At 62.5% G+C, this 26,037-nt stretch carries 26 protein-coding genes and 1 tRNA gene; 16 read left to right on the top strand and 11 right to left on the bottom strand.

The window, feature by feature from the left end; genetic code table 11:
• Nucleotides 1-63: 63 nt before the first annotated feature.
• Complete coding sequence (locus tag B6V76_RS08670; RefSeq protein WP_075774281.1) at nucleotides 64-1,368, bottom strand: UDP-glucose/GDP-mannose dehydrogenase family protein; 1,305 nt, start codon at nucleotides 1,366-1,368, stop codon at nucleotides 64-66.
• 311 nt (nucleotides 1,369-1,679) lie between these two features.
• Between B6V76_RS08670 and B6V76_RS08665 the strand changes: the two genes are divergently transcribed.
• From B6V76_RS08665 to B6V76_RS08640, 6 genes are all read left to right on the top strand, one after another.
• Nucleotides 1,680-1,868: a hypothetical protein gene (locus B6V76_RS08665; RefSeq protein ID WP_206184199.1), complete on the top strand. Its 189-nt coding sequence runs from the start codon at nucleotides 1,680-1,682 to the stop codon at nucleotides 1,866-1,868.
• Nucleotides 1,869-2,139: 271 nt separating this feature from the next.
• Entirely contained in the window at nucleotides 2,140-3,183 is a 1,044-nt protein-coding gene (locus B6V76_RS08660; RefSeq protein ID WP_088727222.1) for a TRAP transporter substrate-binding protein, read from the top strand.
• A gap of 2 nt (nucleotides 3,184-3,185) precedes the next feature.
• A complete protein-coding gene (locus B6V76_RS08655; RefSeq protein WP_075774283.1) occupies nucleotides 3,186-3,698 on the top strand; it encodes a TRAP transporter small permease in 513 nt (170 codons plus the stop codon).
• Nucleotides 3,691-5,004, top strand: a complete 1,314-nt coding sequence (locus B6V76_RS08650) for a TRAP transporter large permease (RefSeq protein ID WP_075774284.1) — start codon at nucleotides 3,691-3,693, stop codon at nucleotides 5,002-5,004. The genes B6V76_RS08655 and B6V76_RS08650 overlap by 8 nt, the downstream gene beginning before the upstream one ends.
• Nucleotides 5,005-5,073: 69 nt before the next feature.
• Nucleotides 5,074-5,391: an antibiotic biosynthesis monooxygenase gene (locus B6V76_RS08645; RefSeq protein ID WP_075774285.1), complete on the top strand. Its 318-nt coding sequence runs from the start codon at nucleotides 5,074-5,076 to the stop codon at nucleotides 5,389-5,391.
• A gap of 100 nt (nucleotides 5,392-5,491) precedes the next feature.
• Nucleotides 5,492-5,764 (top strand): GlsB/YeaQ/YmgE family stress response membrane protein, encoded by a 273-nt coding sequence (locus tag B6V76_RS08640; RefSeq protein ID WP_088727221.1) that lies wholly within the window; start codon nucleotides 5,492-5,494, stop codon nucleotides 5,762-5,764.
• A 15-nt stretch (nucleotides 5,765-5,779) separates the two neighbouring features.
• Here B6V76_RS08640 and B6V76_RS08635 read toward each other — a convergent pair whose 3' ends face one another.
• On the bottom strand, nucleotides 5,780-6,244 hold the full coding sequence (locus B6V76_RS08635) for a YdcF family protein (protein WP_088727220.1): 465 nt from the start codon (nucleotides 6,242-6,244) through the stop codon (nucleotides 5,780-5,782).
• Between the two features lie 76 nt (nucleotides 6,245-6,320).
• On the opposite strand from B6V76_RS08635, the gene B6V76_RS08630 reads away from it, so the two are divergent.
• Entirely contained in the window at nucleotides 6,321-6,920 is a 600-nt protein-coding gene (locus B6V76_RS08630; protein WP_075774288.1) for a rhodanese-like domain-containing protein, read from the top strand.
• A gap of 3 nt (nucleotides 6,921-6,923) precedes the next feature.
• Here the strand turns inward: B6V76_RS08630 and B6V76_RS08625 are convergent, their stop codons facing one another.
• Entirely contained in the window at nucleotides 6,924-7,682 is a 759-nt protein-coding gene (locus B6V76_RS08625; protein WP_088727219.1) for a DUF6782 family putative metallopeptidase, read from the bottom strand.
• Entirely contained in the window at nucleotides 7,679-9,862 is a 2,184-nt protein-coding gene (uvrB, locus tag B6V76_RS08620; protein WP_088727218.1) for an excinuclease ABC subunit UvrB, read from the bottom strand. The genes B6V76_RS08625 and uvrB overlap by 4 nt, the downstream gene beginning before the upstream one ends.
• Before the next feature lie 413 nt (nucleotides 9,863-10,275).
• Between uvrB and B6V76_RS08615 the strand changes: the two genes are divergently transcribed.
• Nucleotides 10,276-10,587: an ETC complex I subunit gene (locus B6V76_RS08615; protein WP_075774291.1), complete on the top strand. Its 312-nt coding sequence runs from the start codon at nucleotides 10,276-10,278 to the stop codon at nucleotides 10,585-10,587.
• An 87-nt stretch (nucleotides 10,588-10,674) separates the two neighbouring features.
• Here B6V76_RS08615 and B6V76_RS08610 read toward each other — a convergent pair whose 3' ends face one another.
• From B6V76_RS08610 to B6V76_RS08595, 4 genes are all read right to left on the bottom strand, one after another.
• A complete protein-coding gene (locus B6V76_RS08610) occupies nucleotides 10,675-11,880 on the bottom strand; it encodes an ABC transporter permease (protein ID WP_088727217.1) in 1,206 nt (401 codons plus the stop codon).
• On the bottom strand, nucleotides 11,880-12,584 hold the full coding sequence (locus B6V76_RS08605) for an ABC transporter ATP-binding protein (protein ID WP_088727216.1): 705 nt from the start codon (nucleotides 12,582-12,584) through the stop codon (nucleotides 11,880-11,882). The genes B6V76_RS08610 and B6V76_RS08605 overlap by 1 nt, the downstream gene beginning before the upstream one ends.
• Entirely contained in the window at nucleotides 12,581-13,831 is a 1,251-nt protein-coding gene (locus tag B6V76_RS08600) for an efflux RND transporter periplasmic adaptor subunit (protein WP_088727215.1), read from the bottom strand. Before B6V76_RS08600 ends, B6V76_RS08605 begins: the two co-directional genes overlap by 4 nt.
• 189 nt (nucleotides 13,832-14,020) lie before the next feature.
• Nucleotides 14,021-16,093: a [FeFe] hydrogenase, group A gene (locus B6V76_RS08595; protein WP_088727214.1), complete on the bottom strand. Its 2,073-nt coding sequence runs from the start codon at nucleotides 16,091-16,093 to the stop codon at nucleotides 14,021-14,023.
• Nucleotides 16,094-16,253: 160 nt separating this feature from the next.
• Between B6V76_RS08595 and B6V76_RS08590 the strand changes: the two genes are divergently transcribed.
• From B6V76_RS08590 to B6V76_RS08575, 4 genes are all read left to right on the top strand, one after another.
• The gene (locus B6V76_RS08590; RefSeq protein ID WP_088727213.1) at nucleotides 16,254-17,102 is read left to right on the top strand and encodes a hypothetical protein; all 849 of its coding nucleotides are present in this window, start codon (nucleotides 16,254-16,256) and stop codon (nucleotides 17,100-17,102) included.
• A gap of 203 nt (nucleotides 17,103-17,305) precedes the next feature.
• On the top strand, nucleotides 17,306-18,127 hold the full coding sequence (locus B6V76_RS08585; RefSeq protein WP_088727452.1) for a lytic transglycosylase domain-containing protein: 822 nt from the start codon (nucleotides 17,306-17,308) through the stop codon (nucleotides 18,125-18,127).
• 68 nt (nucleotides 18,128-18,195) lie between these two features.
• The gene (locus tag B6V76_RS08580; protein WP_075774298.1) at nucleotides 18,196-18,663 is read left to right on the top strand and encodes a GNAT family N-acetyltransferase; all 468 of its coding nucleotides are present in this window, start codon (nucleotides 18,196-18,198) and stop codon (nucleotides 18,661-18,663) included.
• A 41-nt stretch (nucleotides 18,664-18,704) separates the two neighbouring features.
• Nucleotides 18,705-18,781, top strand: a tRNA-Arg gene (locus B6V76_RS08575).
• A gap of 182 nt (nucleotides 18,782-18,963) precedes the next feature.
• Here the strand turns inward: B6V76_RS08575 and B6V76_RS08570 are convergent.
• Nucleotides 18,964-20,823 (bottom strand): TniQ family protein, encoded by a 1,860-nt coding sequence (locus tag B6V76_RS08570; protein ID WP_088727212.1) that lies wholly within the window; start codon nucleotides 20,821-20,823, stop codon nucleotides 18,964-18,966.
• Nucleotides 20,824-20,997: 174 nt separating this feature from the next.
• On the opposite strand from B6V76_RS08570, the gene B6V76_RS08565 reads away from it, so the two are divergent.
• The gene (locus tag B6V76_RS08565) at nucleotides 20,998-21,402 is read left to right on the top strand and encodes a hypothetical protein (protein ID WP_088727211.1); all 405 of its coding nucleotides are present in this window, start codon (nucleotides 20,998-21,000) and stop codon (nucleotides 21,400-21,402) included.
• A 267-nt stretch (nucleotides 21,403-21,669) separates the two neighbouring features.
• Here B6V76_RS08565 and B6V76_RS08560 read toward each other — a convergent pair whose 3' ends face one another.
• Nucleotides 21,670-22,653, bottom strand: a complete 984-nt coding sequence (locus B6V76_RS08560) for a hypothetical protein (RefSeq protein ID WP_088727210.1) — start codon at nucleotides 22,651-22,653, stop codon at nucleotides 21,670-21,672.
• Between the two features lie 94 nt (nucleotides 22,654-22,747).
• Nucleotides 22,748-23,053 (bottom strand): hypothetical protein, encoded by a 306-nt coding sequence (locus B6V76_RS08555; RefSeq protein ID WP_206184198.1) that lies wholly within the window; start codon nucleotides 23,051-23,053, stop codon nucleotides 22,748-22,750.
• Between the two features lie 237 nt (nucleotides 23,054-23,290).
• Between B6V76_RS08555 and B6V76_RS08550 the strand changes: the two genes are divergently transcribed.
• The 3 genes from B6V76_RS08550 (at nucleotide 23,291) to B6V76_RS08540 (ending at nucleotide 25,550) form a co-directional block, all read left to right on the top strand.
• A complete protein-coding gene (locus tag B6V76_RS08550; RefSeq protein WP_088727209.1) occupies nucleotides 23,291-24,025 on the top strand; it encodes a DUF4396 domain-containing protein in 735 nt (244 codons plus the stop codon).
• A gap of 217 nt (nucleotides 24,026-24,242) precedes the next feature.
• Nucleotides 24,243-24,737, top strand: a complete 495-nt coding sequence (locus tag B6V76_RS08545; protein ID WP_088727208.1) for a YetF domain-containing protein — start codon at nucleotides 24,243-24,245, stop codon at nucleotides 24,735-24,737.
• 267 nt (nucleotides 24,738-25,004) lie between these two features.
• Nucleotides 25,005-25,550: a hypothetical protein gene (locus tag B6V76_RS08540; RefSeq protein ID WP_088727207.1), complete on the top strand. Its 546-nt coding sequence runs from the start codon at nucleotides 25,005-25,007 to the stop codon at nucleotides 25,548-25,550.
• Nucleotides 25,551-26,037: the final 487 nt, after the last annotated feature.

Genomic DNA, 26,037 nt, shown 5'->3' with positions numbered 1-26,037 from the left:
GGGGGGGCCGAAGGGCGGGGGCAGAGCCCCCTCCCCGGGTCCGATCCCGGCGTGGCCGCTTCCTTACCGCCCGACCGCGACGTAATCCGCGAAGCCCGCCTTCCTGACGTCCTTCTCGGAGTAGATGTTGCGCAGGTCGGCCATGCGCGCGGTCTCCATCGTCGTCGCGATCTTCTGCAGGTCGAGCGCGCGGAACTCGTTCCACTCGGTCAGGATCACCACGCAATCGGCCTTCTCTGCCGCCGCATAGGCATCATCCATCCAGGACACGCCCGGCAGCAGCGCTTCGCCCTCGCGCTTGCCCTGCGGGTCGACCACACGAACCTTCGCCCCGCCGCCCACCAGTGCGGGCACGATGGTCAGGGCAGGGGCCTCGCGCATGTCGTCGGTGTTCGGCTTGAAGGTCACGCCATAGACCGCGATCGTCTTGCCATTGACCGAGCCGCCGCAGAGATCGACGACTTTCTCGATCATCCGCCGCTTGATGTCGTCATTCACCTTGATGACGGTTTCGACGATCTCCATCGGGCAGGAGTAGTCCTGACCGATCCGCGCGAGCGCCGCCGTGTCCTTCGGGAAACACGAGCCGCCATAGCCCGGGCCCGCATGGAGGAACTTGTTGCCGATCCGGCCGTCGAGACCCATGCCGCGCGAGACCTGCTTGATATCGGCGCCGGTCTTCTCGCAGAGCCGCGCGATCTCGTTGATGAAGGTGATCTTCGTCGCGAGAAACGCGTTGGCCGCGTATTTGATCATCTCGGCGGTTTCCAGGTCGGTATAGAGGATCGGGAATTCGCGCAGGAAGAGCGGGCGGTAGATCTCACCCATCACAGCCTCGGCCTTCTCGGAGGTGGTGCCGACGACGACCCGGTCGGGACGCATGAAATCGTCTATCGCCGCGCCTTCGCGCAGGAATTCGGGGTTCGAGGCGACGTCGAACTCGATGTCGGGACGGGTCTTGCGCACGACCTCCGCGACCTGACGGTTGGTGCCCACCGGCACGGTCGATTTCGTCACGATCACCGCATAGCCGGTCATCGCATTGGCGATCTCCTCGGCGGCGGCCATCACATAGGTCAGGTCCGCATGGCCATCGCCGCGCCGCGTCGGCGTGCCCACCGCGATGAAGACCGCATCGGCGCCTGCAACGGCTTTCTTCAGGTCGGTGGTGAAGGAAAGACGCCCGCCTTCGACGTTCTTCACCATCAAATCGTCGAGGCCCGGCTCGTAGATCGGCACGCGGCCGCCCTCGAGCATTTCGATCTTCGCGGGGTTCTTGTCGACGCAAACGACCTCATGGCCGAAATCCGAGAAACAGACCCCCGAAACAAGGCCAACATAGCCCGTGCCGATCATCGCGATTTTCATATTCTCGTCCTTGCCTGTGCTATGTCGATGCCTTGATTCCCGGGCGGCGAAGATGCAAGCCATTTCCCGGCAAGTTCTGGTAATTCTTCTCAGAATCCGCGCCGCTCAAGAAGCGCAGAATGGTGCCATGTGCCGCGTTAGACACGAATTGTGGGCATTTCATGCAATAAACGTGCCAAAGTGCAACAGTCTTCGCCTCTGCGTGAATGGGCCGTGTAATTCACTCTTTGCAATCCCGGGAAGCTGTGTAAGTCTCGCCGGGAAGCTGCCAGAAAACCCGGCGGCTCCCTACGGTAATGACGGAGATTACTATGAAAAAGATCGCTACCATCGCCCTGGCCCTCGGCCTCACCGGTTCGACCGCTTTCGCCGGTGGCTACACCGCTCCGGTCGTCGAGCCCGAGCCCGTCGTGGTTGAGCAGTCGTCGTCCTCGAACGCCGGCATCATCATCCCGGTTCTGCTGCTGATCGGCGTTGCTGTCGCAGCCTCGAACAACTAATTTCGGTTAACACCGAATTGGAAGAGGCCGGACGTTAGCGTTCCGGCCTCTTTCATTTCCGGAGATACGGGGTAGGGCCTGACGCTCCGGGGACAGGAAAAGCCCGCGCTTGGCGCGGGTTTTTCTTTTGCAGAAAGAGGAGGGATCCGCCCGAGCGGGGCACCGGATCGCGCGCCGCATGACAGATCCCGTCCTCTCGGGAAAAGCAAAACTGGACGTCGGGGCATCCGCCGGGTAAATCCGCTCTGGACTGCGTGAGAGGGAGCCCCGCATGAGCCAGAGATTCACCCGCCGTGAGAGTTTCGCCCTTGCCGCAGGCGCCGCCGCTCTGGCCGCGCCGCCCGTGTTGGCCGACGAGCCGGAGGTCACTCTGCGACTCCACCAGTTCCTGCCGCTGACCAGCTTCGTGCCCGCCCATATCCTCACACCGTGGATCAAGGCGGTCGAGGAGGCGACGCAGGGCCGGGTTCGCATCCAGCACTACCCCTCCATGCAGTTGGGCGGGAAACCGACCGATCTCGTCGATCAGGTCACTGATGGGGTGGTCGATATCGTCTGGACACTGCCGGGCTACACGCCGGGACGGTTCCCGCGCACCGAGGTGATGGAGCTGCCCTTCATGGTCGCCGAGGCCGAGGCGGCCTCCGCAGCGCTGTGGGAATTGGCGCAAGCGAAGATGGTCGACACGGATTTTCGCGACTTCCATCTTCTGGGCACCTGGGTGCACGGGCCGGGCGTTATCCACGCGAACAAGGCGGTGCGGAACATTCCCGATTTCGAGGGGCTGAAACTGCGCGGGCCTTCGCGGGTGACGACGAAGCTGCTGGAGCATTTCGGCGCGACGGCAGTCGGGATGCCGGTGCCTTCTGTGCCCGAGGCGCTTTCCCGCGGGACGATCGATGGGGCGCTTTTGCCCTGGGAGGTGTCCGCCTCGCTGCATATCGGCGAGCTGGTCCACCATCACACGCAATTCGCCGGGCCGTCGATCTACACCGCGAGCTTCATCCTCGCGATGAACAAGGAGCGCTACGCCGCGCTTGATCCCGAACTGCAAGCCGCGATCGACAGCGTCTCCGGCGCCGACTTCTCGGCGCAGGCGGGCCGTTTGCAGCAGGCCGAGGATATCCCCTCGCGTCAGGCCGCGATGGATCTGGGCAACGAGATCATCACGATCCCGGCCGAGGATACACCTATGTGGAGAGACGCCTCGCAGCCCGTGATCGACGCATGGGTCGCCGAGATGAAAGAGAACGGCGTGCCGGGCGATGAGCTACTGGAAACCGCGCGCGCCCTGATCGAGAAACACTTGTTCTGATCATGGCTCGCGGCGCGATCGAGAGGGCGGCGCAGGGGCTCGCGCTGCTCGGCGGGCTGGTGCTATTGGCGCTGGTCGTGATGACCTGTCTCTCCAGCCTCGGCGCGCTCGGCTTGAAGGGCGCGCAAGGCGGTTGGCTCCCCGGGGGCGTTGGGATAGGCCCGTTCAAGGCAGGTTTCGAGATCGTCGAACTGAGCCTGCCTGCCATCGTCTACGCTATGATCCCCTTGGTGCAACTGCGCCACGCCCATGCGCGGGTCGAGATCCTGCGTGGCCGTTCGGCGCGCTGGCTTGACCTGTTCTGGCAGTTGGTGGCGGCGGTGTTGTTCGCTGTGATCGCGTGGCGGATCGGATTGGGTATGGGGGCGAAGATGCGCTCGGGCACCACGACCTTCCTGCTGGGGCTGCCGCTCTGGTGGGGCTATGCGGCCTGCTTGCCCGGCGCATGGGGCTCAGCCGTGGTGGCCACGTGGAACGGCTGGCGGCTTGCGGCTGGCGGGGGATACCATGAGTGATTTCGCCCTCGCATTGACCTCTTTTCCACTATTGCTGCTGATGATCGCCCTGCGCGCGCCGATCGGGCTGGCCATGCTGATCTTGGGCGCAGGCGGGCTCTGGGCGCTGACCGGAAGCCCGCAGATATGGCTCGCCAAGATGAAGAACGAGGGGTTTTCGACATTCGCCCATTACGAGCTGTCTGTGATCCCGATGTTCCTGCTGATGGGGCAATTCGCGACCCAGGGCGGGATGAGCCGGGCGCTGTTTCGCGCCGCGGACGCGCTGATCGGGCACCGGCGGGGCGGGCTGGCGATGTCAGCGATCGCAGCCTGCGCGGGCTTTGGTGCGATCTGCGGCTCCTCGCTCGCGACGGCGGCGACGATGGGGCGTGTGGCACTGCCCGAGATGCGGGCGGCGGGCTATTCGAGCGCGCTCGCCACCGCGACGCTCGCGGCGGGCGGCACGCTCGGCATCCTGATCCCGCCCTCGATCGTACTGGTGATCTTCGCGATCCTCACCGAGCAGAACATCGCGACGCTCTTCGCCGCCGCCGTGCTGCCGGGGTTGCTGGCGGTTCTGGGCTACGTGATCGCGACGCGCGCCTACCTGATCCGGCATCCTGACGCCGCCGGCGCTCCGCGCGCTGCGCTCAATTGGGCCCAACGTGTGCGGGCGCTGATTGGAATCTGGCCAGTGATCGCGATCTTCGCGCTCGTCGTGGGTGGCATCTATGGCGGCATCGTCTCGCCCACCGAAGGTGCGGCCATCGGCGCGGCGCTGACTGGGATCGCCGCCTGGGCCTCGGGGGGCTTGCGCGGAGGCGGGCTGGTGCGCGCCCTTTTGGAGACCGCGCAGACGACCGGGATGGTGTTCTTCATCATCCTTGGCGCGGCGGTCTATAACGGGTTCCTCGGCTTCGCGCGCTTCCCGCAGGAACTCGCGCAGATGATCACCGGCGCGGGGGTGTCTCCGTGGGCTGTGCTGATCGCGATGCTGGTTCTTTATCTCGTCCTCGGTTGCTTCATGGACAGCCTCTCGATGATCCTGCTGACTGTGCCGACCTTCTGGCCGATCGTCGCGGGGCTCGATTTCGGCCTCGACCCGCAGGCACTCGCGATCTGGTTCGGGGTGCTGGTGCTGATCGTGGTCGAGGTCGGGCTGATCACGCCGCCCGTGGGCATGAACCTCTTCGTCATTTCCGCCATCGAAGGGCAGGGGCCGGGCCGCGCGAGCTGGGGCGCGGTCAGCTGGTTCGTCTGCGCCGATCTGATCCGGATCGCGCTGATCGTAGCGATCCCGGCGCTAGCGCTTCTGCCGCTCTGATACGGGAGAACAAAAGAGCGGTGATTTCTGCGCGCTTCTGTGCGAGCATAACCCGGAGGAGGACCGCCCATGACCGAGATTACCAGCGATTTCAAAGGGCAGACCGTGATCTGCACCTTCGAGATGACGCCCGCCACAGCCGACGAATTGATGGAGAAGCTGCAAGCCGCCTATGCCGAGGTGATCTCGAAAGCGCCCGGTTTCATCGGCGCGGGGCTGCATATGAACGACGCGCGCACGCGGATCGCGACCTATTCCAAATGGCACGAGCGCGGCGACTATCAGGCGATGCTGCGCAGCCCCGAGATGATCGAGCGCAACCGGGTCATCTACACGCTCTGCCGCAATTTCGAGCCGGTGATGTACGAAGTTTCCGCCGATTTCTGACTGGCGCGCAGGGGGCGCTGCGCTGCCGAAATAGGCGCGCGAAGAGGGAACTTCAGAACGCGCCTCGCGTTGATGTGAAAAGACATATCGGAGTGAAATCATGGAAAGCGTTCTGCAAGCAATCGGCACGGTCGGCCTGATCCTTCTCGTGCTCGCAGGTCTTCTGGCGGGCTGGATCGCGAGCGTCGCCTCGGGCGGACGTCACAAAGCCGCCTATCTGGCGATCGGCGTCGTCGGCGCCCTCATCACCCCGTTCATCGTGGCCCTTCTGGGCGGAGCGGTGCTTGCGGCGGGCGGCCTGCTTGCGATAATCGCCATCGCGCTTGTCGGGGCGGTGATCGTGCTGATCATCGGCAAGATGATCCTCGACTGACGCATGCGGCGCGGGTCAGGGCAAAGGCCCGCCCCGCGCCATCCACCATCCCAGCTTCAGGTAGGCGAAGCCTTCGCGGGCGCGGGCCTTCGCGCTTGCGCGGTGCGTGGGGCAATCCGCGCGTGCCCGCAGCCCGATCCGGCGCGCGATCATCACCGCGCGCGGTGCGTGGTAGGGATCGGTGACGATGGTTACCTCGTCGCCATCCAGATGCGCCTGCGCGAAGCCGATATTCTCGTAAGTGCTGGTCGAGCGATCTTCGAGAAAGATCGCCTCAGAATCCACACTTTCCGCGCGCAATATCCGGGCCATCACTTCCGCCTCGCTCGGTGGATACCGCCCGACACCCCCGCAGCAGATCACCCGCTCCGCCGCGCCCGCGTGCCATAGCGCAGCCGCGTGCCGCGTGCGCCGTAGCAAAGTGGGGGACGGGGCGCCCTCCGCCCAGACCGCCGCACCGAGGATCAAAATCGCTCTCATTTCGTTGAGCTAAAGATCCGCACGTCCGGCGACAAGGCCGGGATTTATGTTAAGATCACGAAAAAGGGAGGTTATCATGCGTTTCATGTTTCTTGCCGCGCTGCTTGTTGCCGCGCCTGTTCTGACCGCGCCCGCTTTCGCCGAGCCGGTGAATATTCGCCCGGACGTTATGTCCGTGACCGTGGAGACTGCCAAGGGGCCGGTCGAGATCAAGCGGATTCAGGATAACGAGAACAAGCTGGAAGGCGAGTGGGCAAAGACCTCGCGCCCCTGTCCGAATTTCTGCATCCAGCCGATGATCCCGGCGCCGGGTGTGACCCCGGTGGGTGAACTGGAGATGATGGAGTTTCTCAAGGATCCCAACGTGGTGGTCGTCGACGGACGTGTGACCCGCGATTTTGAGGGCGGTGCGATCCCCGGTGCGATCAATATTCCCTATATGGAAGCCCCCGATCGTCTGGGCGAGCTTGGCTGTCAGCCCGATTTCGAGGGCTTCATCTGCGATGGTCCGGACGTGAAATCGGTCGCGCTTTACTGCAACGGTCCGTGGTGCGGCCAGTCGCCGACAGCCGCGCGCCGGATGATCGAAGCCGGCTTCCCGGCGGAAAAGATCTATTACTACCGCGGCGGGATGCAGCAATGGCGGCTGCTGGGCTTGACGGTCAGCGGCGGCTGACCCTCATCCTCCGGATTCTGCGCAAGGGTAGGCTTCGCCATCGGGAAGCCGACAAAGCGCGTTGAAGAAGCCGCTGGAAAGTCGATCATAGCTGAGCATTCTGTGGTCCCGGTCGCGGGACTCGAGATAATCGCTGCACGACGCGAGGTAGTATAGCTCGCGTCGTCCGTCTTTCGCGTACCATTGGGTGAACGCGGCGCTGGCCGCGCTGATGAGATCGCCCGAGCGGCCCATTTCGGCCTCGAACGCGGTCGCGATATCGGCCTGCATTGGCCAGGTCGCCAGCGCGTTCCAGGTGTCGGGCATCCCGGCTTTGCGCAAATCCCAGGCGACAGCGAGACTGTAGGTGGTGGCATCGGCCTCCATCGCGAAGATCGCGCGGGCGTTTTCCTTCATCGACAGGTTCGGCTCGGGGCAGGAGCCGTGGAATTTCTGCTCCAGATGGCGCAATTCGTGAATCAGAACTGCCTTTTGCAAGGCGGGTGCCATATCGGTGGCGATCACGAGCCGGGAGGAGCGCGGCTCGAAATATCCCCGCGCATCGTGCAGCGTGTCGGCAACACACAGCTCTCTAGCGTCTCGAAAGAGCGCAACATGCAGGCTTGGCCAGCGGTCGAGAGCGGGACGCAGCTGATCGACGATGGTTGCGACCTCGGGGGGATCGTCGAATGGCGGTGCGGCGCAGGTTAGTATCTGGGCGTGCGCGGGCAGGGCGAGCGCACCGAGCCAGAGGCTCAGCGAGAGACGCCGGACAAGCCTCACCGACCCTTCCGCCGCTTCACACCCCCGCGCTGGCCCGGGCGACCCGCAGTAGACCGGCCCGTCGCCTTGACCGCAGCCTCGCTTGCCGCTTCCACTGCGGACTGTCGTGCGAGCGGGTCGTCGTGGACGGCGAGGTCCACCGCTTCGAGACGTTTCACCTCGTCGCGCAGGCGGGCGGCTTCCTCGAATTCCAGATCTTCGGCGGCCTTGCGCATCTTCGCACGCATGTCGTCCAGATGAGCCTGAAGGTTGGCCCCCGGCTTCACCGCATCGACCTTGGCGGTCACGCGCGACATGTCGGTGTCGCCCTGATAGAGGCCCGCCAGAACGTCATCGACATTCTTCTTGATCGTCTCGGGCGTGATGCCGTGTTCCTCGTTATAGGCGATCTGCTTGGCGCGGCGGCGGTCGGTCTCGTCCATCGCGCGCTGCATCGAGCCGGTGATCCTGTCAGCATACATGATGACCCGCCCCTCGGAGTTCCGCGCGGCGCGGCCGATGGTCTGGATCAGCGAGGTTTCCGAGCGCAGGAAGCCCTCCTTGTCGGCATCGAGGATCGCGACCAGCCCGCATTCGGGAATGTCCAGACCCTCGCGCAGCAGGTTGATCCCGATCAGCACGTCGAACGCGCCCAAGCGCAGGTCGCGCAGAATCTCGATCCGCTCGATCGTGTCGATGTCGGAGTGCATGTAGCGCACGCGAACGCCCTGCTCGTGCAGGTATTCGGTCAGATCCTCGGCCATGCGTTTGGTCAGCGTGGTGACCAGCGTGCGATAGCCGCGCGCCGCGACAGTGCGGATTTCATCGAGCACGTCGTCCACCTGCGTCTCGACCGGGCGGATCTCCACGACCGGGTCGAGGAGGCCCGTGGGGCGAATGACCTGTTCGGTGAAGACGCCACCGGTCTGTTCCAGCTCCCATGCAGCGGGCGTCGCCGAGACGAAGACCGACTGCGGGCGCATCGCATCCCATTCCTCGAACTTGAGGGGGCGGTTATCCATGCAAGACGGCAGGCGGAAGCCGTGTTCTGCCAGCGTGAACTTGCGCCGATAGTCCCCGCGATACATGCCGCCGATCTGGGGCACGGTGACGTGGCTCTCATCGGCGAAGACGATCGCGTTGTCGGGGATGAATTCGAATAGGGTGGGCGGCGGCTCACCGGGTGCGCGACCCGTGAGGTAGCGCGAATAGTTCTCGATCCCGTTGCAGACGCCGGTCGCCTCCAGCATCTCCAGGTCGAAATTCGTGCGCTGTTCGAGGCGCTGCGCCTCCAGCAGCTTGCCTTCCTCTTCCAGCTGCTTCAGCCGGAGCGCCAGCTCCTTGCGGATGCCCTTGGCCGCTTGCTGCAGGGTCGGGCGTGGTGTGACGTAGTGGCTGTTCGCGTAGATGCGGATCTGGTCGAAACTGTCGGTCTTCGCGCCCGTCAGCGGGTCGAACTCCGTGATCGCCTCCAGCTCTTCGCCGAAGAAGGAGAACCGCCAGGCGCGGTCCTCCAAGTGGGCGGGCCACAGATCGACCGTGTCGCCCTTCACCCGGAACGCGCCGCGCTGGAATGCCGCGTCGAGGCGTTTGTACTGTTGCGCCACCAGCTCGTTGATGAACTTGCGCTGCTCGATCAGGTCGCCGGTCTTGATATCCTGGGTCATCGCCGAATAGGTCTCGACCGAGCCGATGCCGTAGATGCACGAGACCGAGGCCACTATGATCACGTCGTCACGTTCCAGAAGCGCCCGGGTGGCCGAGTGGCGCATCCGGTCGATCTGCTCGTTGATCTGCGATTCCTTCTCGATATAGGTGTCCGAGCGCGGCACGTAGGCTTCGGGCTGGTAGTAGTCGTAATATGAGACGAAATATTCCACCGAGTTTTCGGGGAAGAAGCTCTTGAACTCGCCGTAGAGCTGCGCGGCCAGGGTCTTGTTGGGCGCGAGGATGATCGCGGGCCGCTGAGTCTCCTCGATCACCTTTGCCATGGTGAAGGTCTTGCCGGTCCCGGTCGCCCCGAGCAGCACCTGATCGCGCTCCATCGCCTCGACCCCGGAAGACAGCTCTGCAATCGCTGTGGGCTGGTCGCCGGCCGGAGCGTACTGAGTGTGCATCACGAACCGCTTGCCGCCTTCCAGCTTGGGGCGGGTAAGCACATCGGGGCGTTCGGTGGGCAGATTGGTATTGTTGTGGGGCATCGGGCAGACCTTTTGCTTGCTCCCCAGATTTGTCCTCTTTTCGTTCGCATTCAAGGGTTTGCGAGGGAGGATGCGGAAAGCTTAATGCGTGCTGTCGGATTGTCCATATTTAACAGAGGCTTGTGGCGGAGTTCGGCCTGGGGTCGCGACGGTCCGGGGGAGCGTCTTTTGCCTCTTGGGGCGTGTCCGACCGCCGAGCCGCGCGTCACCCTGAGCTTGCCCTCCGGTCGGTCCGCAGGTCCGCCACATTCTTCGTGCAAAGCGGATGCCCGGGCACCAGCGGCGGACGGTCTTCCTTCCTTCCCGCTGCACCCTGCATAATCGCCGCGCATCCGTCGCCATTGCGCTCCGGGGCTTGCGATTTGTTGCAGATGCACTAAGAAAAGCCAGAGGTATCGCAGAGGAGTTTGCCCATGCGCGCGCGCATCTACCAACCCGCCCGCAACGCCATGCAATCGGGCAACGCGAAGACGCGGTTCTGGTATCTCGACTACGTCGCTGCCGACGCTCGCGAAATCGACCCGCTGATGGGCTGGACCAGCTCGAACGACACGCAGGCGCAGGTACGGCTGCGCTTCGAGACACGCGAAGCGGCGGAAGCCTATGCCAAGGAAAAGGGCATCGATTACGTCGTGACCGAGCCGCATAAGCGCGCCCCGAATGTCCGCGCTCGCGGCTACGGCGAGAACTTCGCCACCGACCGCCGCGCGAACTGGACGCATTGAGGGTCCAGGTCCTCACCAACGAATGACGAGAACGGCGTTGCGGTGGCAGCGCCGTTTTGCGTTTCAGGGGCCACCCGGCCACCGCCTCTACTGGTAATGAAGCGCATCGATCGGGTCGAGCCGTGCCGCGCGTCGCGCCGGGAAGTAGCCGAAGACCATTCCCACTACCGCCGAGAAGCCGAAGGCGAGAAGAATGATATCCGGGCGTGGCGAGAAGGGGATCGCCATGATCCGCGACGCGACATAGGCGAGGCCGAGGCCGAAGAGGATGCCGATGATCCCGCCCAGAACCGAGAGCACCACGGCCTCGACCAGAAACTGCATCAGCACCTGATGCGCCTGCGCTCCGACCGAGAGGCGGATGCCGATCTCGCGGGTGCGCTCGGTCACCGAGACGAGGATGATGTTCATGATGCCGATGCCGCCCACCAGCAAGCTGACCGCCGCGACGGAGGAGAGCAGGCCGGTGAGCACCGAGTTGACCGAATTGAGCATCGAACTCAGCTCGGCCATGTCGAAGACCGAGAAATCGTCCTCTTCGCCGATGGCGATGCGACGCCGCTCGCGCATCAGGGTCTCAATGTCGGAGGTCGCCCGGGCCATCGACACGTTCGGCGCGACCTGAACCGAGATCGTGGAAACGTCCTGACTGCCCATCAGCCGTCTTTGCACCGTTCGGATGGGCATGATGACGAGATCGTCCTGATCCTGCCCGAACGAGCCTGCGCCTTTCGTCTTCAGCAAGCCGATCACCTCGCAGGAAATCGACTTGATGCGGACCTTCTCGCCGGTCGGATCGGTCGCGCCGAACAGGGTCGTCCGCACGGTCTCGCCGATGATGCAAAGATTGGCGCCGCTGCGATCCTCGGCCGGGGTGAAGCTGCGCCCGAGTGCGAGGGACCAGCCACCGATATCGAGATAGGCGGAGGTCGTCCCGGTGATCGACGTCATGCGGTTGCTATTGCCGAACACGGCCGTGGCCGCGGTCGAGACGACCGGCGCGACGGCGGAGAGGCTGCTCAGGTCTTTCAGCGCCTCGGCGTCCGACAGCTTGAAGGGCGGGGCGGCCTCGCGCGATCCGGGCCCCATCATCCGCGCACCGGATCGCAGGACGAGAACATTGGTGCCGAGCGCGGCGACATTCGCCGAGACCTGTTCCGAGGAACCTTGCCCGACGGTCATCATCGCGATGACGGCCGCCACCCCGATCACGACGCCCAGCACGGTGAGAAAGGAGCGAAGCGCGTTTCGGGTGATCGCGGTGAGTGCGAGCCGGATGGTTTCCCAGAGCATCACAGGGCCCCCTCGCGCATCTTCTCGTCGCGCACGACCCGGCCGTCGGTGAAGACGACGAGGCGCGAAGCGTAGGCGGCCATATCCTCCTCATGCGTGACCATGACGATGGTCAGGCCGGACTCGCGGTTGAGATCCTGCATCAGGTCCATGATCTCGACGCTGCGTTTGGTGTCGAGATTGCCCGTGGGCTCGTCGGCGAGCATAACCATCGGTTCTCCCGCAAGCGCCCGCGCGATCGCGACCCGTTGCTGCTGACCACCCGAGAGCTGCGACGGCGTGTGATCCTCGCGCCCATCAAGCCCGACGCGTGCCAGAGCCAGCTGGGCGCGCGCCACGCGTTCGGCCTTCCGCATCCCTTTGTAGATCAGCGGAAGCTCGACGTTCTCCAGCGCGGTGGTGCGCGGCAGAAGGTTGTAGCCCTGAAAGACGAAGCCGAGGTAATGCCTGCGCAGCAGGGCCCGTTGATCGCGGTTCAGGGTCGCGACCTCGACGCCGTTGAACAGGTAATTCCCCGCGGTCGGCCGGTCGAGGCAGCCGATGATATTCATTGCGGTCGACTTTCCCGACCCCGAGGGGCCCATGATTGCAAGGAATTCCCCCGGTTCGACGCGAAGATCGACGCCGTCGAGGGCACGCAGGAGGGTCTCCCCGTGGCCGTAGTGGCGCTCGATTCCGCGCAGCTCGAGGAGCGGCTCACTCATCGCGACGTGTCCCGCTGATCGGTGATGACCTGATCGCCGACGACCAGGTCGCCTTCGGTGACGATCGTGAACTTGCCATTCGTCGCCCCCGGCGTGACCGCAACCTCGACAGGGGTGCCCTCGCGAAGAACCCAGACGGATTTCCCGCTCGCGGTACCGCTCTCCGAACCCGGTCGGCTCGGTATCACGAGGCCGATGAGCCCGCTCGCGCCATTGCCTGCGTCTTCGACCTGTTGCGGGGGCGCATAGCGCAGCGCCGCATTCGGGATCAGGAGCGCGTCCTTGGCCTCGTCCACGGTGATCGTCGCCGTCGCGGTCATGCCGGGGCGCAACAGCAGGTCGGCATTGTCGACCGCCAGCACACCCTTGTAGGTCACGACATCGTCGGTGGTCTCGGGGGCGTAGCGCACCTGCGTGATCGTCGCCGGGAAAGAGCGACCGGAATAGGCGTCGACGGTGAATGTCGCGTCATTGCCGACCGCGACCTGACCGATATCCGCCTCGTCGATATCGACGAGTAACTGCATGCGGCGTAGGTCTTCGGCGAGCGTGAACAAGGTGGGCGCGGATAGCGAGGCGGCCACGATCTGACCGGCCGAGACATTGCGGTCCAGAACGACGCCGTTGATCGGGGACCGGATGACCGATTTCTCCAGATCGTCCTTCTCCAAAGCAAGGTTCGCCTCGGCCAAAGTCAGCGACGCTTTCGCGGCCTGAACGGCCGCCACCGCGCGATCGCGCTGCGCGATATAGGTGACGAAGGTGCTATGTGTCGAGACGCCGCGCCGGTCCAGTTCCGCCTGTGTCTCGTAGAGTGCCGTCGCTTCCTTCTGGGTGGCTTCGGCCTGTGCGAGCTGCGCCTTGGCGGCCGCAAGCGCGGCCTCGGCATTGGCGACCTGCGCCTTGAATTTCGTATCGTCGAGCCGCGCGAGGACCTGACCCACTTTGACCTCGTCGTTATAGTCGACGTCGATGCTTGCCAGCGTACCCGACAGCTCCGAGGAGACCTCGACTTCCGTCGTGGGCTGCACCGTGCCGGTCGCGGTGACCGTGACGGTCAAATCGCCCCGGGTGACGGCCTGCGTGATGTAGCTCGTGCCGGTGCTGTCGCGGGACGGCGCCAACCAGACCCAAGCGCCGACCGCGATCACGAGGGCCCCCGCGCCGAGGGCCCAGAGCCGCCAAGATCGGCGGCTTTTCGCGCTGGACAATACGTGTTCGATCTCGTCGCGGCTCTGACTCGGCATGATGAATCCGTTCCGGTTTCTCGTCCCGCAGGGAGGGCAGGTGTGATACGTCGCAAAGGATGAACCCCGTCGCCCGCTATGGCTTTGCTCTAGAACAAGAAGGGAAGAAGAAACGCGCGTGGGGTCGGCGAGTTGATCAATTCGCGATCTGTCGTCGGCCGCTGCGGGCAATGCTTGCACATCACCGCATCAAAGGACCGTGCGCGTGAGGGTCTTGATCGCCATCTGCGAATATCCGTCCTCCTCCACGGTGCTCAGCTCCAGATCGAAGCGGCTGCGGCTCCCGTCGGGGGCGAGGACCGTGAGATCGTCGATATCCGAGGAGCGCTCCATCTGGTGGCGCGCATATTTCGCGCCGCGCAGGTTCGGCGGAAGCTTCGCGTCGATGAGCCCCGCGATCTCGTCCGCGCCGGTCAGCACGCCGAAGGGAGAGGCAGTCGACCAGATCCCGTCGGGATGAAACAGCTTTGCAGCCGCCGCACCGTCGCGCCGGTCCACGCAATCCAGAAAGCGCATCAGCAACGAGCGCTTGGAATGTCTGGGGGCGTAATGGGTGTGGAGCAGATGGTGCGCGGTCGGGGAGTTCGGCGCGCCCAGTTCCGAGGCATAGAGCGCCTGCACATCCGCATTCTCATAGGAACGGCGGCGCGGTGCCTTTGCATCGACGCTGTAGATCGCCTTGGCGCGTTTTTGCAGAATTTGCGGGTCCATGGATTTCGGCTCGCCGCCGCCGCCGAGGCAGCCACCGACGCAGGCCATGACCTCGATCGCGACATAGTCCTCGCGCCACGTCTCATCCTCTAGCATGCGCTGGGCGGACGCGATCCCGTTGCACACGGCCACCGTGCCGACGCCGGGAATGGTCGCGGTCTTCACGCCCTCGCGCACACCGCGCAATGCCTCCCATTCCAGCGGCAGATCGTGCTCGACCCCATTGAAATGCGCAGCCGTGCGGACCATCGCCTCCATGACGCCGCCCGAGGCGCCGAATATCTGGGCGGCCCCGGTGCTCTCGCCCAGCGGGCTGTCGAATTGCCCGTCCTCGGAGAGCGCCCCGAACGGGATCCCGCGCGACCGGATCATCCGCGCCAGCTCTCGGGTGGTGAGCACATGATCCACGTCGCCCGAGACGCCGGGCCGCTGAGCCTCGTCCTTCTTGGCGGTGCAGGGCATCACGCTCACCACGTAGGGTTCGGCCTTGCCGTCTGCGAAATCAGGGCCCAGAGACCGCGCGAAGCGGCCCCGTTTGGCGATCGCGCCATGCATCTGCTGTGGCGATTTGGTCGTGCTCAGATGCGGCAGAAGATCGGGCCGGTTCAACTCGACCCAGTTCACCCAGCCCGGACAGCAGGAGGTGAACAGCGGCAAATCCGTGCCCGCCTCGAGGCGCGACAGCAGTTCAGTGCCTTCCTCCATGATCGTGAGATCGGCGGCGAAATTCGTGTCGAACACATAATCGAACCCCAAGAGCCGCAGCGCATTGATCAGGCGCCCCGTGCTGACAGTTCCCGACTCCAGCCCGAATTCTTCGCTGATGGCGATGCGGGTCGCCGGGGCGACCTGAACCACGGAGACCCGCCGATGGGCATCGAGCGTGCGCAGCACCTCGTGCCAATGCGGGGCCCCGATCAGCGCGCCAACCGGGCAGACAAGTGTGCACTGGCCGCAGGAAATGCAGTTGGTCTGCGACAGCGGCACGTCGAAGACGGTGACGGGGCGCCGGTCGAAGCCCCGATTGGCGAAGCCGATCACGTTCTGGTTCTGCACGCTGTCGCCGCAGACCTCCGCGCAAAGCCCGCATTCGATACATTTCGACAAGTCCCGCCAGATGCTGGGGGAGGTGTGATCGCAGGAAAGTTCTTCCGACGCGGTGACGGCCCCGGCCGGCGTCTTCGGCCAACGCTCTTCCCACTGGTTCTCATGGACGAGACGCTGGAGCTGGCACGCCCCGTTCACTTCGCAGCGCATGCAGTCGTTCGGATGCCGCGCGAGCAGCCATTCCGCATCGGCTTTCCGAAAGGCAGTCAGCGCTTCGCTGTCCGTCGTCACCACGTCCCCATCCTTCGCCAGAGTGCGACAGGCCGGTTGCGGGTTCTGCGTGCCCTCGATCTCCACGAGGCACATGCGGCACACGGCATGGGCGGGCAGGCCGGGATAATGGCACAAGGTCGGGATGTGGATGCCGGCTGTCTTCGCCCCCTCCAGCAAGCTGGTGCCGTCCTCGACGTCGATATGTCGCCCATTGATCGTCAGCGTGATCATGCGAAGAAACCTCCCGATCCGATAAGTATAACAGAGGCTCCCGTCGTCGCAGAAGGTCCACCTTCGGTCTGCCTCGCAGCCCGGTCGGCGAGGCGGATTCCCGGTTTTCGGCTCGGTCGTGCTACACTGACGCTTGATAGTGCTCGAAAGGACCGCGTGAATGGCCCGAGCCACCCGGACATCGCAACCAGCCCCGCTCTGGGGCATCGGCGCATATTGGCGCGGCGCGTACCCGCCGTGGATCGCGCTTATAGTCGTGCTGATCGGCGGGCGGTTCGCCGTGGCTCGGCTTTGGCAGGTCGTGTCGCCGCCGGTGCCAATGCCGCTCTTCTCAATGCTCATCCTCGCGGACATCGCGCTGGCGGTATGGCAGGTGGTGGGGGCGTGGCGCAGCGTCTCGCATTGGGTCGATGCGCGGGCACGGGGCGATGTGCTGTTCGCCGCGCGTGTGGCGATCGGGGCCGTCGCGGTGGTGAGCGCGACGCATGCGCTCGACCAATCGGCGCGGCAAACGATGGCCTTGGCGCCGATCGCTCATGCCGGGCCGATGCCGCTGGAGGTGCGAAACGGCATCGTCTATCTCACCGGCGATATCAGCTACGATCTTCTGGCTCGGTTCGAGGCGACCCCGACGCAGGGCGTCTCGGCGATCGATCTCGACAGCGCCGGTGGGCACGTCTTTGCCGCCCGCGCGCTGGCGCAGCGCGTGATGAGGCGGGGGCTGAAGACGCGAGTGACGAAGCGATGCTACTCGGCCTGCACGCTGATTTTCATGGCAGGCGCGCATCGCGATCTTGGCCCCGAAGGGGAGCTGGGTTTTCACGGCTACAGCCTGGAAGCTTACCCGTTGCCGATCGACATCGGAAAAGAGGAGGAGATCGACCGCGCTTTCCTGCGCGAGCGTGGCGTGACGGCGCGCTTCGCCGCGCGGGCCTTCGCCACACCGCATGCCGATATCTGGCGGCCTGACCGCCACGCGCTGACCGCCGCCGGGGTGCTGCGCGACTAGGGCTGCGCGACTGGGGCTGAGCGAAAGCTGCTTGAAGCCAGCCCATTCGTCCATGCAGCCGCACGATGTCTGGTGACTTCGTCCTTGAACTCGCGCTGGCCCCACGCCGGGAATCCCGGTAATTTTCCGCAATGCGAGCCGTCCTTTCCGCCCTGATCCTCTGTGCCCTCGCGGGGACGCCGAACGCGCAACCGGCGCGGGCGATGATCGGTCCGCCCGCGCCCGATCTGCGCTGCACCGCGGACGGGCGGCGATGTATCGGACTGACGGATTATTTCGCCGACACCTGCAGGCTCATTCAAAGCGCGGCCGACGAGGCTGGGCTCGATCCGGGCTACTTCGCGCGGCTTTTGTGGCGCGAAAGCCGGTTCGATCCGGCGGCGATCAGCCCGGCGGGCGCGCAGGGTATCGCGCAATTCATGCCGGGCACGGCGCGGCTGCGCGCGCTTGCCGACCCGTTCAACCCGGCGGAAGCGATCGAGGCCTCGGCGCGTTACCTCGGCGAGATGGCCAGACGCTTCGGCAATCCCGGCCTCGCAGCGATCGGCTATAACGGCGGCGAGGATCGCGCGGCGGGCTTCATTGCGAAGACCGGCGGCCTCGCGGGCGAAACCCGGGCCTATGTCCGCGCGATCACCGGCCACTCGGCAGAAGACTGGCGCGACACGCCGCCAGATAGGGTGGATTACAGGCTCGATGGCGATACGCCTTTCCTCGTCGCCTGCACCACATTGGCGGAGGGTCAGGCGATCCGCGAATTCCGCGATCCGGTCCCGCCCTGGGGCGTCATCGTGGCCGCCGGGCGCACCCAGAGATCGGCCGAGACTTTCGGGAAAAAGGCTGCCGCGCGCCACTCCGGGGTTATCGGCGACGCCAAGCTGCGCTTCGTACGTGCGGTCATGCCGGGCTTCGGACGACGCGCGCAATACACCGCGCAGGTCCCGGCGGGTTCGCGCAAGGAGGCGCTGGCGACCTGCGAGAAAATCCGCGGTGGGGGCGGCTTCTGCAAAGTCATTCGCAACTGATGCGTTTTCGCGCTGGAGGCCGGCGCGCGCCATGCCTAATCTGCCGCCGATACGAATGAGGACGCCCAATGCAAGACACGATCGAAATCGCGCGCGAGACCCCGCTGGGGGGCGATCTCGCAGAGCTTCACGCCCGCCACGCGGCGGCGATGCACGCCGATACGCCGCCGGAGTCGATCCACATGCTGCCGCCCGATGCGCTCGCCGCTCCCGGCATCTCGTTTTTCGTTATGCGGCAGGCGGGACGCCCGGTCGGCATGGGGGCGCTGAAGCGCATCGCGCCCGATGAGGGCGAGATCAAGTCGATGCACATCCTTTCCGAAATGCGCGGGCAGGGGCTGGCGCAGCGGATGCTCGAGCAGTTGGTCGAAGCCGCCCGCGCCGAGGGCATGGCGCGCCTCTATCTCGAGACCGGATCGCAGGACTCCTTCGCCCCGGCGCGCCAGCTTTACCTGCGCGCGGGCTTTACGGAATGCGGGCCCTATGTCGGCTACCAGCCCGATCCGAATTCCGTCTTCCTGATGCGCGCGATCTGAACTTGCGCCGCGCGCCCCGATCGCGCATTTAGGGGCCACGCGGTCCCTTAGCTCAACTGGATAGAGCAGCTGACTTCTAATCAGCAGGTTGAGGGTTCGAGTCCTTCAGGGATCGCCAAGAAACTTTCTCCTGCCAATGAAGCATAAGCTTGCGAAAAATTGGAATTTCTTGCGCATCTCCTGTCAAGAGGTGTTTCGTTTTGCGCGACGAAATCAGATTAACGCATTGATCTGGAAGGAAAGATTCTTGGGGGAAGAGCTGAACGGGCGCCGGCCTCTCATTCGCGCCTTCTAAGCGCACTAGCGCCTCGGATACGTGACAGCCCCATCGGGCAGGATCGCGACCATCTCTTTGCGAAGGTAGATGCGCCCAAATTCATGGCCACCTGCGCTGAAGGGTGCGATGTCATGGTCTTTCAAAAGCGCCCAGATGGTATTCCTATGCAAGCCGGTTTCTGTGGCGATCGTGTTTGGTGTGACGAATCTCTCATGAAAAAGTGCAATTTCGGCTTCGGTCATCCGCAATTGGTTTTGCCCGGTGTGTGGGTTGCGCACCAGATGCGCAGGGCAGTGCCCGGCCTCAGCGAAACGTGTGAAGGTGCCGTGATCCCGAATGCCAATTGATCGGCCGAAGGCTGCGATCGAGATCGAGCCGTCCTGCCACATTCTAGTAGTTCCCTGAACCTGATCTTTCATGGCCTTTATCTCGTTCCGCGAGACGCAGATGCCATGATAGCCAAGTTCTCCATCGCGAAGTCCGACACCAAGAGCTTCGCTCCGAATGCCAGCGAGGATCTGGCTCACAGGAATTCCGGTATGGGTGCTGGCCAATTGGATGGTGCTCCAGCCTCGCTCTCCGTTGGGGATAGGGCCGCCTTTCTGGCGGAGACCCTCGACAAAACGTATACCCTCGGATGCGAGCCAAGGCGTCTTGAAACCGGCGATCCGCGTAACAGGTGACAGCTCCCGGAGCTCCACCAAAGCCCGGAACTCCGAGCGGGTCGCACCCATCGCTTTCCGCATCTTCATCGGCCCAACCAGTTGAGGGATTATGGCGACGAGCCCAGCATGTCCTTTTGCATCGAAAGTCTTGCGGGCTCGTGGCCTGGGATCATCGGCCATGACTGCCCCGGCCTCGATTAATAGCGCTTCGACGACAGCGGGACCTACACCGGTCTGCACCGACACGCTCGTCACCGAATGGAGACGGCGTTCTGCGAGCGCTTCTCCCAATACCAATTCGCCGCTTCCCACGGGCCAATTTTCAAGAATGCAGTCGCGGAGACACTGGCGGAACTCAGCGAATTGGGGATCTTTCGCGTAGTTACGGCTAAGCTTCTCGTGAAGAGAACCAAAGGTTTTGCTTGGGCCAAATTGGGTGCTGTCGCAGTGATCTGCGAGTTGATTGAGAGTATCCTGAAAGCTTCTCTCGCCATTTCGTAGTGCGTCGAAACCAAGTTGGTGCGGATCTTGTTCCGCTTGTCCGGGAAGCCTTTGCAAACAGGCCCCGAGAAGGCGGCACATGGTGGTCGCTGCATAGAGTGAATGTCTGGCCAGCCAAGTGGCGTCGGTTCCGTTCTCAAGACGTGCATCGAGCCAATGATCATATTCCGTTGCCTTGCTCCTCGGCTGAAAGAAATCTCCTGCGAGGAGCGCTGGTAAGATTTCTTGGAGCCTTAAGCCGATGTCGTATCGGACTGACGGTGAATTGGCCCGCCACAGGGGCACCAGATCGGCTCCGTGCCGAACGCAGCGGACGGTTTCCTTGAACTGCCAATCGCCACGCATGACCATTGCCTCGAAAGGTGATCTGTCACCGGCTGCCGCATCCTCCGCGAGACACAACGGACACCCCCGGACCGCCGGATTGCGTAGAGAGCGTGATCCGACAAGCTCGCCGCGGAACTCTTGTTGAATGTCTCCTGCGCCGACGCCTGTCCATGAAAGGAGATCGGCAAATTCCGTGTCCGTGAGCCTGCTCCAAATGCGCAACTGCTCCAAGGCTTCTGGATCTTGCGTCACCAAGCGTTTCAACGAAACGCCCATATCCAAGGCGAGGTTTTTGGCGCTCACCCCTTTCGATGCCGCGAGCCGCGAAAAGAACGAGGGCAGCGTTTCCCGGTGAGCCGGGCGAAGACGTTCAGGAAGCCAGTGGGGCATTGCTTTCGTTGAGAATTTGCTCGTTAGAACTCGATTGGGCGCTCTAGTGGCGTAGAGTGCGGATTTGTTCGGTGGTGCGCCAGAGGCCGGGACGCGGTCAAGGGTGAGATTTCGTCGCTGGCGGCATGATCTCAGTAGGGCTATAGCTCCGCACCTAAAGGGTGGAGAGACGCCATGAAAACTGAGTTTAAGCTCACCATCGACAGAATCGGCTTATTTTCAGGTTCCGAAGATGTCGGATTGGCCCCCGATTTCGTAGAAGAGATCAGGGCCAATAAATTTTCCATGAACGGCGGACTATTCATCGCGATGCGTCTTGATGGAGAGGATGAATCCTTCTCTTGGGCAGCGGCCTATGTTGCGAGGCGAGTGGAACCTGTCGTCGATGAACCGTCGTGTGTTGCGGAGGGGCTCATGCCGGAATTTATGGAGTATCGAGCGGTTGGCCACCAAATCGGCAACGGAAATTGGGCAGCCGAGCTCGTGAATTCGTTGATCGCAGAGAACCGCGGGAAATTGCCCGATGGCTGGCTAGAGCAGGCAATGGAAGATCTCGAAACCAGTGCCACTAAGCACTGATTTCCAGTGTCTTATCCGCCTCCTAGCGATCTGGAGGCGCCCCTTGAGCTCTTCAGGAAAGCGATTTGTCGCTGATCCCTGTGCAATTTCCTTGGATCGAATCAACATAGCGTTAAAGATTCCGGGCATTGAATGATCGTGAATTTCGAGAGAGAAGCGAATGCTATGCGTGTCCAGATGAAACAGAAGGCAAAGGGATGGGCCATTGCGGCTGCAACCGTTCTGGCGCTCAATGTCGTCTGGCTCGCTAGCGGATCGAAAGTATCTCTACTCGTCGCGATCGCTGTAATCGCTGTCGCTTCCATCATTCTGTTGATCGACCGAGCCAAGTAGGTCTTTCTGTTCAGGTCGTGCGATCACATCATGGACCTTCGTGACCTTCCTGTTCTTCACGACCCATGCCCCTCCTTCGAACTCCTCTGTGATGGTCAAATCAGCGTCAAAATAGACGCCCTCAACTGCTGGCACGGGCAGTTTCCCAGACAGCATGTCCGAAACGAAATTCTCATCTTCGATCTTAGCTGCGAACTCCATGCCGCCCACCGAGAAGCGCCAAGCTTTCTTGTCGGCGTGTAGCCTGGGTTGGAGCAGCAATAGCGGCTGCCTTTCGGTGCGAGTCCTGGGCTTCTTTTCCTCAGCAGGTTCGGGTTCAGAAGAACGACCGGAGAACTGCTCACGTGGGATGATCGTCTCTGGTTCCTCGTCCTGATGACCAGCCATAAGCGCAACGCCAGCAATGCTGGGATCACGTTTCACCTCACTGTAGAATTTCCGGATGTGCGGAGCTGCTGTCTGATTGTCGATGGCTCCTCGCAAGGCATCTGTGACTTCTTTTTTCAACGCGGCTTTGTCGTCTTCGGGCATCGTCGCGGTTTCGGGATCCTCCTGGAACCACTGCGTGACGTAGGCGTCCAGCTGATCGAGGACCTTTTCGCCGTAGTGACTCGCTGTGAGCTCGAGGAGGAAGAAGGATGCTCCCTTGATCATGTTCCCCAGGACGAGTTCTCGCCTTTTTCTATCTTCCTCGCTCCTGCCGCTGAAAAAATGCACAAACGTTTTCAGGTTGAGGCTTCCCTCGTCACCTTGTTGGATCGTCATTTTCAGCTGAGCATCTGGTTCAGCAAATTCGATGAAGTCTCGAAGGGCACCGATCAGCTCAATCGAAGCACGTGAAACGACCTCAAGATCTGCGTTTTTCCCTTCCTCCAGTTTCAAATAGAAGCTGAGCGGAATGGGTTGCAAGGCTGACATGAAATTCTCCCAGAAAACAAACTTTATGGGAATTTCACACAGGGAAGAGAAAAGGGGAAGCCTTCGGCGATATATCACGCCAGTATAAGGCGCTTCAGAGTTTTAGCCACTCCACGATTGCCGCCTCGATGTTCTCTTGGTCACCCGCTGAGATTCCCATGAACGGGCGCGCTGGGATATCACCCCAAGGAATCGAGACTGTCGGGCTCGAGCCGCCGACGCCTTTGCCCTGGTAAGATCCGAAGCCGCCCTTCTTCGCATCAAATTGCATTACGACCGACTGGATCGCGCGCGAGCTCACCGTGCCTAGCCACGAGTTGATGCGGCTGCATTGATCGGCCCATTCCGGACCTTCGTCCGAGCTCACGGCGCCGCAGTGCCGCATTCCGAAAGCGGTCATCGTCGGCGCCGCGCGGCATTTCGCATCTTAGGAAGCCAGGATGGGCATGGCGGCACTTATACGCCGACAGTGTCGGAAGGAAGCGGCCAACCAACTTCGCATGCTGCGGCGGCCTGGAGCTCAGAGCGGGTGAATTGACGAAGCCAGCGAAGCGGACGCAGTGACAGACAGCCGGAACCTCGCGTAAACTCGACCGTTTCGACCTGAAGTCACCCTAAGCATTTCAGGAGTTCGTCCATGATACCCGACTGGCTGCACATCCTATCGCTAATCTCTCTTACTGTTGGCGCGATTTCCGCAATTGTCATTGCGTGGGACGAGTCGAAAGACCCCCAGCACATGTGGATCATGAATGTGGTCTGGCCTGTCGTGGCTCTCTTTGCCTCGGTGATCGCTCTCTGGGCCTACTTCACCTACGGCAAGCTCGGGGCGCACAGCAAAATGCATGCTGCGATGGAGAACGATGAGACCCCGCCAAACAAAAAATACACTCCATTTCCCATGATGGTGGCAAAGGGCGCGTCTCACTGTGGCAGTGGGTGCACCCTCGGAGACATCATCGCGGAGTGGTTGCTGTTCTTCGTGCCGGTCATCGCGACTTGGTTTGGCTGGAAAGAACTCTTTGCCGAGAAGATTTTCGCCGCGTGGATTGTAGACTATATCTTCGCGCTCGTGATCGGGGTGGCCTTCCAGTATTTCACGATCAAACCGATGAGAAATCTCTCCGTGAAAGAGGGCATCGTTCAAGCAATCAAAGCAGACGTCCTCTCTCTGTCAGCGTGGCAGATCGGGATGTATGGCTTCATGGCAATTGCGCATTTCTGGATCTTTGCAAGCATTCTCGGCGTGAAGCTGGAAGTGAACAGCGTTGAATTCTGGTTCATGATGCAGATCGCGATGATTTTCGGCTTCATTACCTCCTATCCAGTGAACTGGTGGCTGATCCGGAAAGGCATCAAAGAGAAGATGTAACTCCACACGGAGATGGCCCTCGGGAGATGCCGCCATCGTCAAGAACAGTGCGTTCAGGCTGAGGAGAGATCGAGCTAAGTCGGCCCCGTGTTTTGACCCGTCGACGCGACTTTTTTTTGACATGGCGGCAATCCTCTCGCGTGAACGAGGCCACGATCGGATCGATGAGAGAGCGAGGCCTCACGGCGGTTTCGGCTACCCTTAGAGCGAGGAAACCATGGAGACGTTTCACTATCTGATCGGGGAGAATGGCGCGCATATCAGCTGGTGGCAGATGGGTATTCGTGCGGCCATCATCTTCATTTACGCTGTGTTCATTTATAGGATCGCGCCAAGGCGTTCTTTTGCCCGTCTCTCTGCATTCGACGTCGTTTTGTCCGTGATTATGGGATCGGGACTTAGCCGGGCTTTGACAGGTAACGCGCCGCTGCTTCCCACGCTGGTGGCCACCGCACTTTTGATAGCGCTTCACTCCGTTCTTGCTGCACTCGCGCCACGCTCTGAATTCCTCTCCTACATTATAAAGGGGCGACCAGTCCGGCTGATCAGTAATGGTGTTGTAGATTGGGAGGCCGCCGAAAAAAGCCGTCTCGGAGAGCGAGACCTCACCGAACAGTTACGCCTCAAAGGGCTTCGTGGCCCAGCTGAGGTCGAAGTCGCCTACATCGAACGAAATGGGGCAATCAGCGTCGTAAAAGCGCAAGACAAATAGTCTTCTTGCTATTGGTTCGTCTTTGAATGACGCGTGCTTTGCCGTGCTGCTCGTCTTTTGCATCCCAGATCAAGCGATCGCGCGCACGCGCCCCGTGGTTACAATTATCAATCGAAATTTCGTTCTCCGTTCGGCGTGATCGCGCTCACGATAATCGAGGTTTGGGCAGGGTTCTTCCGAGCCCTACCAACCCGGGGAACTGCCCTTACGGCATCGTGTTGTCTCCCTGCCGGCTCCTGGTCGGTGTAAAAATGGAAGGAGATCACTATGACCTATAGCCTCAAATCGATCGTCCTCGTCGGTCTGCTCGCCACCGCTGCTCCCGTCGCGGCCCTGGCCCAGAATAACACAGATGCGGCTGGCGCCGCGGCCGGCGCCTCGACCGAAATGAACAGTGGAGTTTCGGGTGCTGCGGAGGGTGCAGGCACCGATGCCAGCGCAAGCGCGGATATGGGCGCTTCGGCAGATACCGGTGCGTCCGCAGCCATGGACCAAGGCGGGTCGATCAAGACCTACGGTCAGCTAATCGCGGGGCTGAAGGCGAACGGTGCCGCCTCCACCGATCAGTTCGCCGATTATCAGGTCGGAACCGATGGCGAGGTGGAGATCGTCGCGCTATCCGACCTGCAGGGCGAAGGCGCCGAGAATGGTTCCGCGGCTCTGAAGAACGCGACCGGGTCCGACGTGGACGCCGATTACAGCCAGCTTCCGGACGGCGTGTTCGACGGCACCGACTACACCGCCGATGACGTCGAAACCGCATTCATCGATAGCGATGGCAACCTGATCGTCGTGGTCAACGGCAACACCTGATCAGCTCCAATAGCTAAATCGCCCTCGGAGCTCCTCGTCCTACGCGGCGGGGGGCTTTCTCGTGTGGCGGTCGGCCCCCGGGGGGCGGGGCCAGCGCAGGGTGTCGCATTGGCGGAAATCCTCAATTCCTATCTCGCGAGTTTTTCGGGCGCACCCGCCGGGAGCCCAAAAACTTCGACCGCAGACGAGAAAAGTCGGCATCCGTGAAGATTCCCGGCGCGGAGCCGCGAGATCTCTTGGCGATCCGGCGGTGTGTCACAAGCGCCAATGGTCGGAGCGCTGCTATCGGGGACCGGACAATGCGCCGCCTTCAACCCGCAAAGGGTAGGGCGGTAACAAAGCGAAGCGAGGCCCCATCCAAGGAGCCTCGCAGCACGCATTATCTCAGGACTGGAATACCTCCACCGTCGGAGGCCTGCCCCTATTCCGCGCCCTCGGCGGACAGCGGATCGGCCACGTTCTCCAGCGACTCCTGTTCTGCATCGAT

Source organism: Thioclava sp. IC9 (genome assembly GCF_002213225.1).
GTDB classification, from domain to species: domain Bacteria; phylum Pseudomonadota; class Alphaproteobacteria; order Rhodobacterales; family Rhodobacteraceae; genus Thioclava; species Thioclava nitratireducens.
This window is presented reverse-complemented; position numbering and strand designations above follow the sequence as displayed.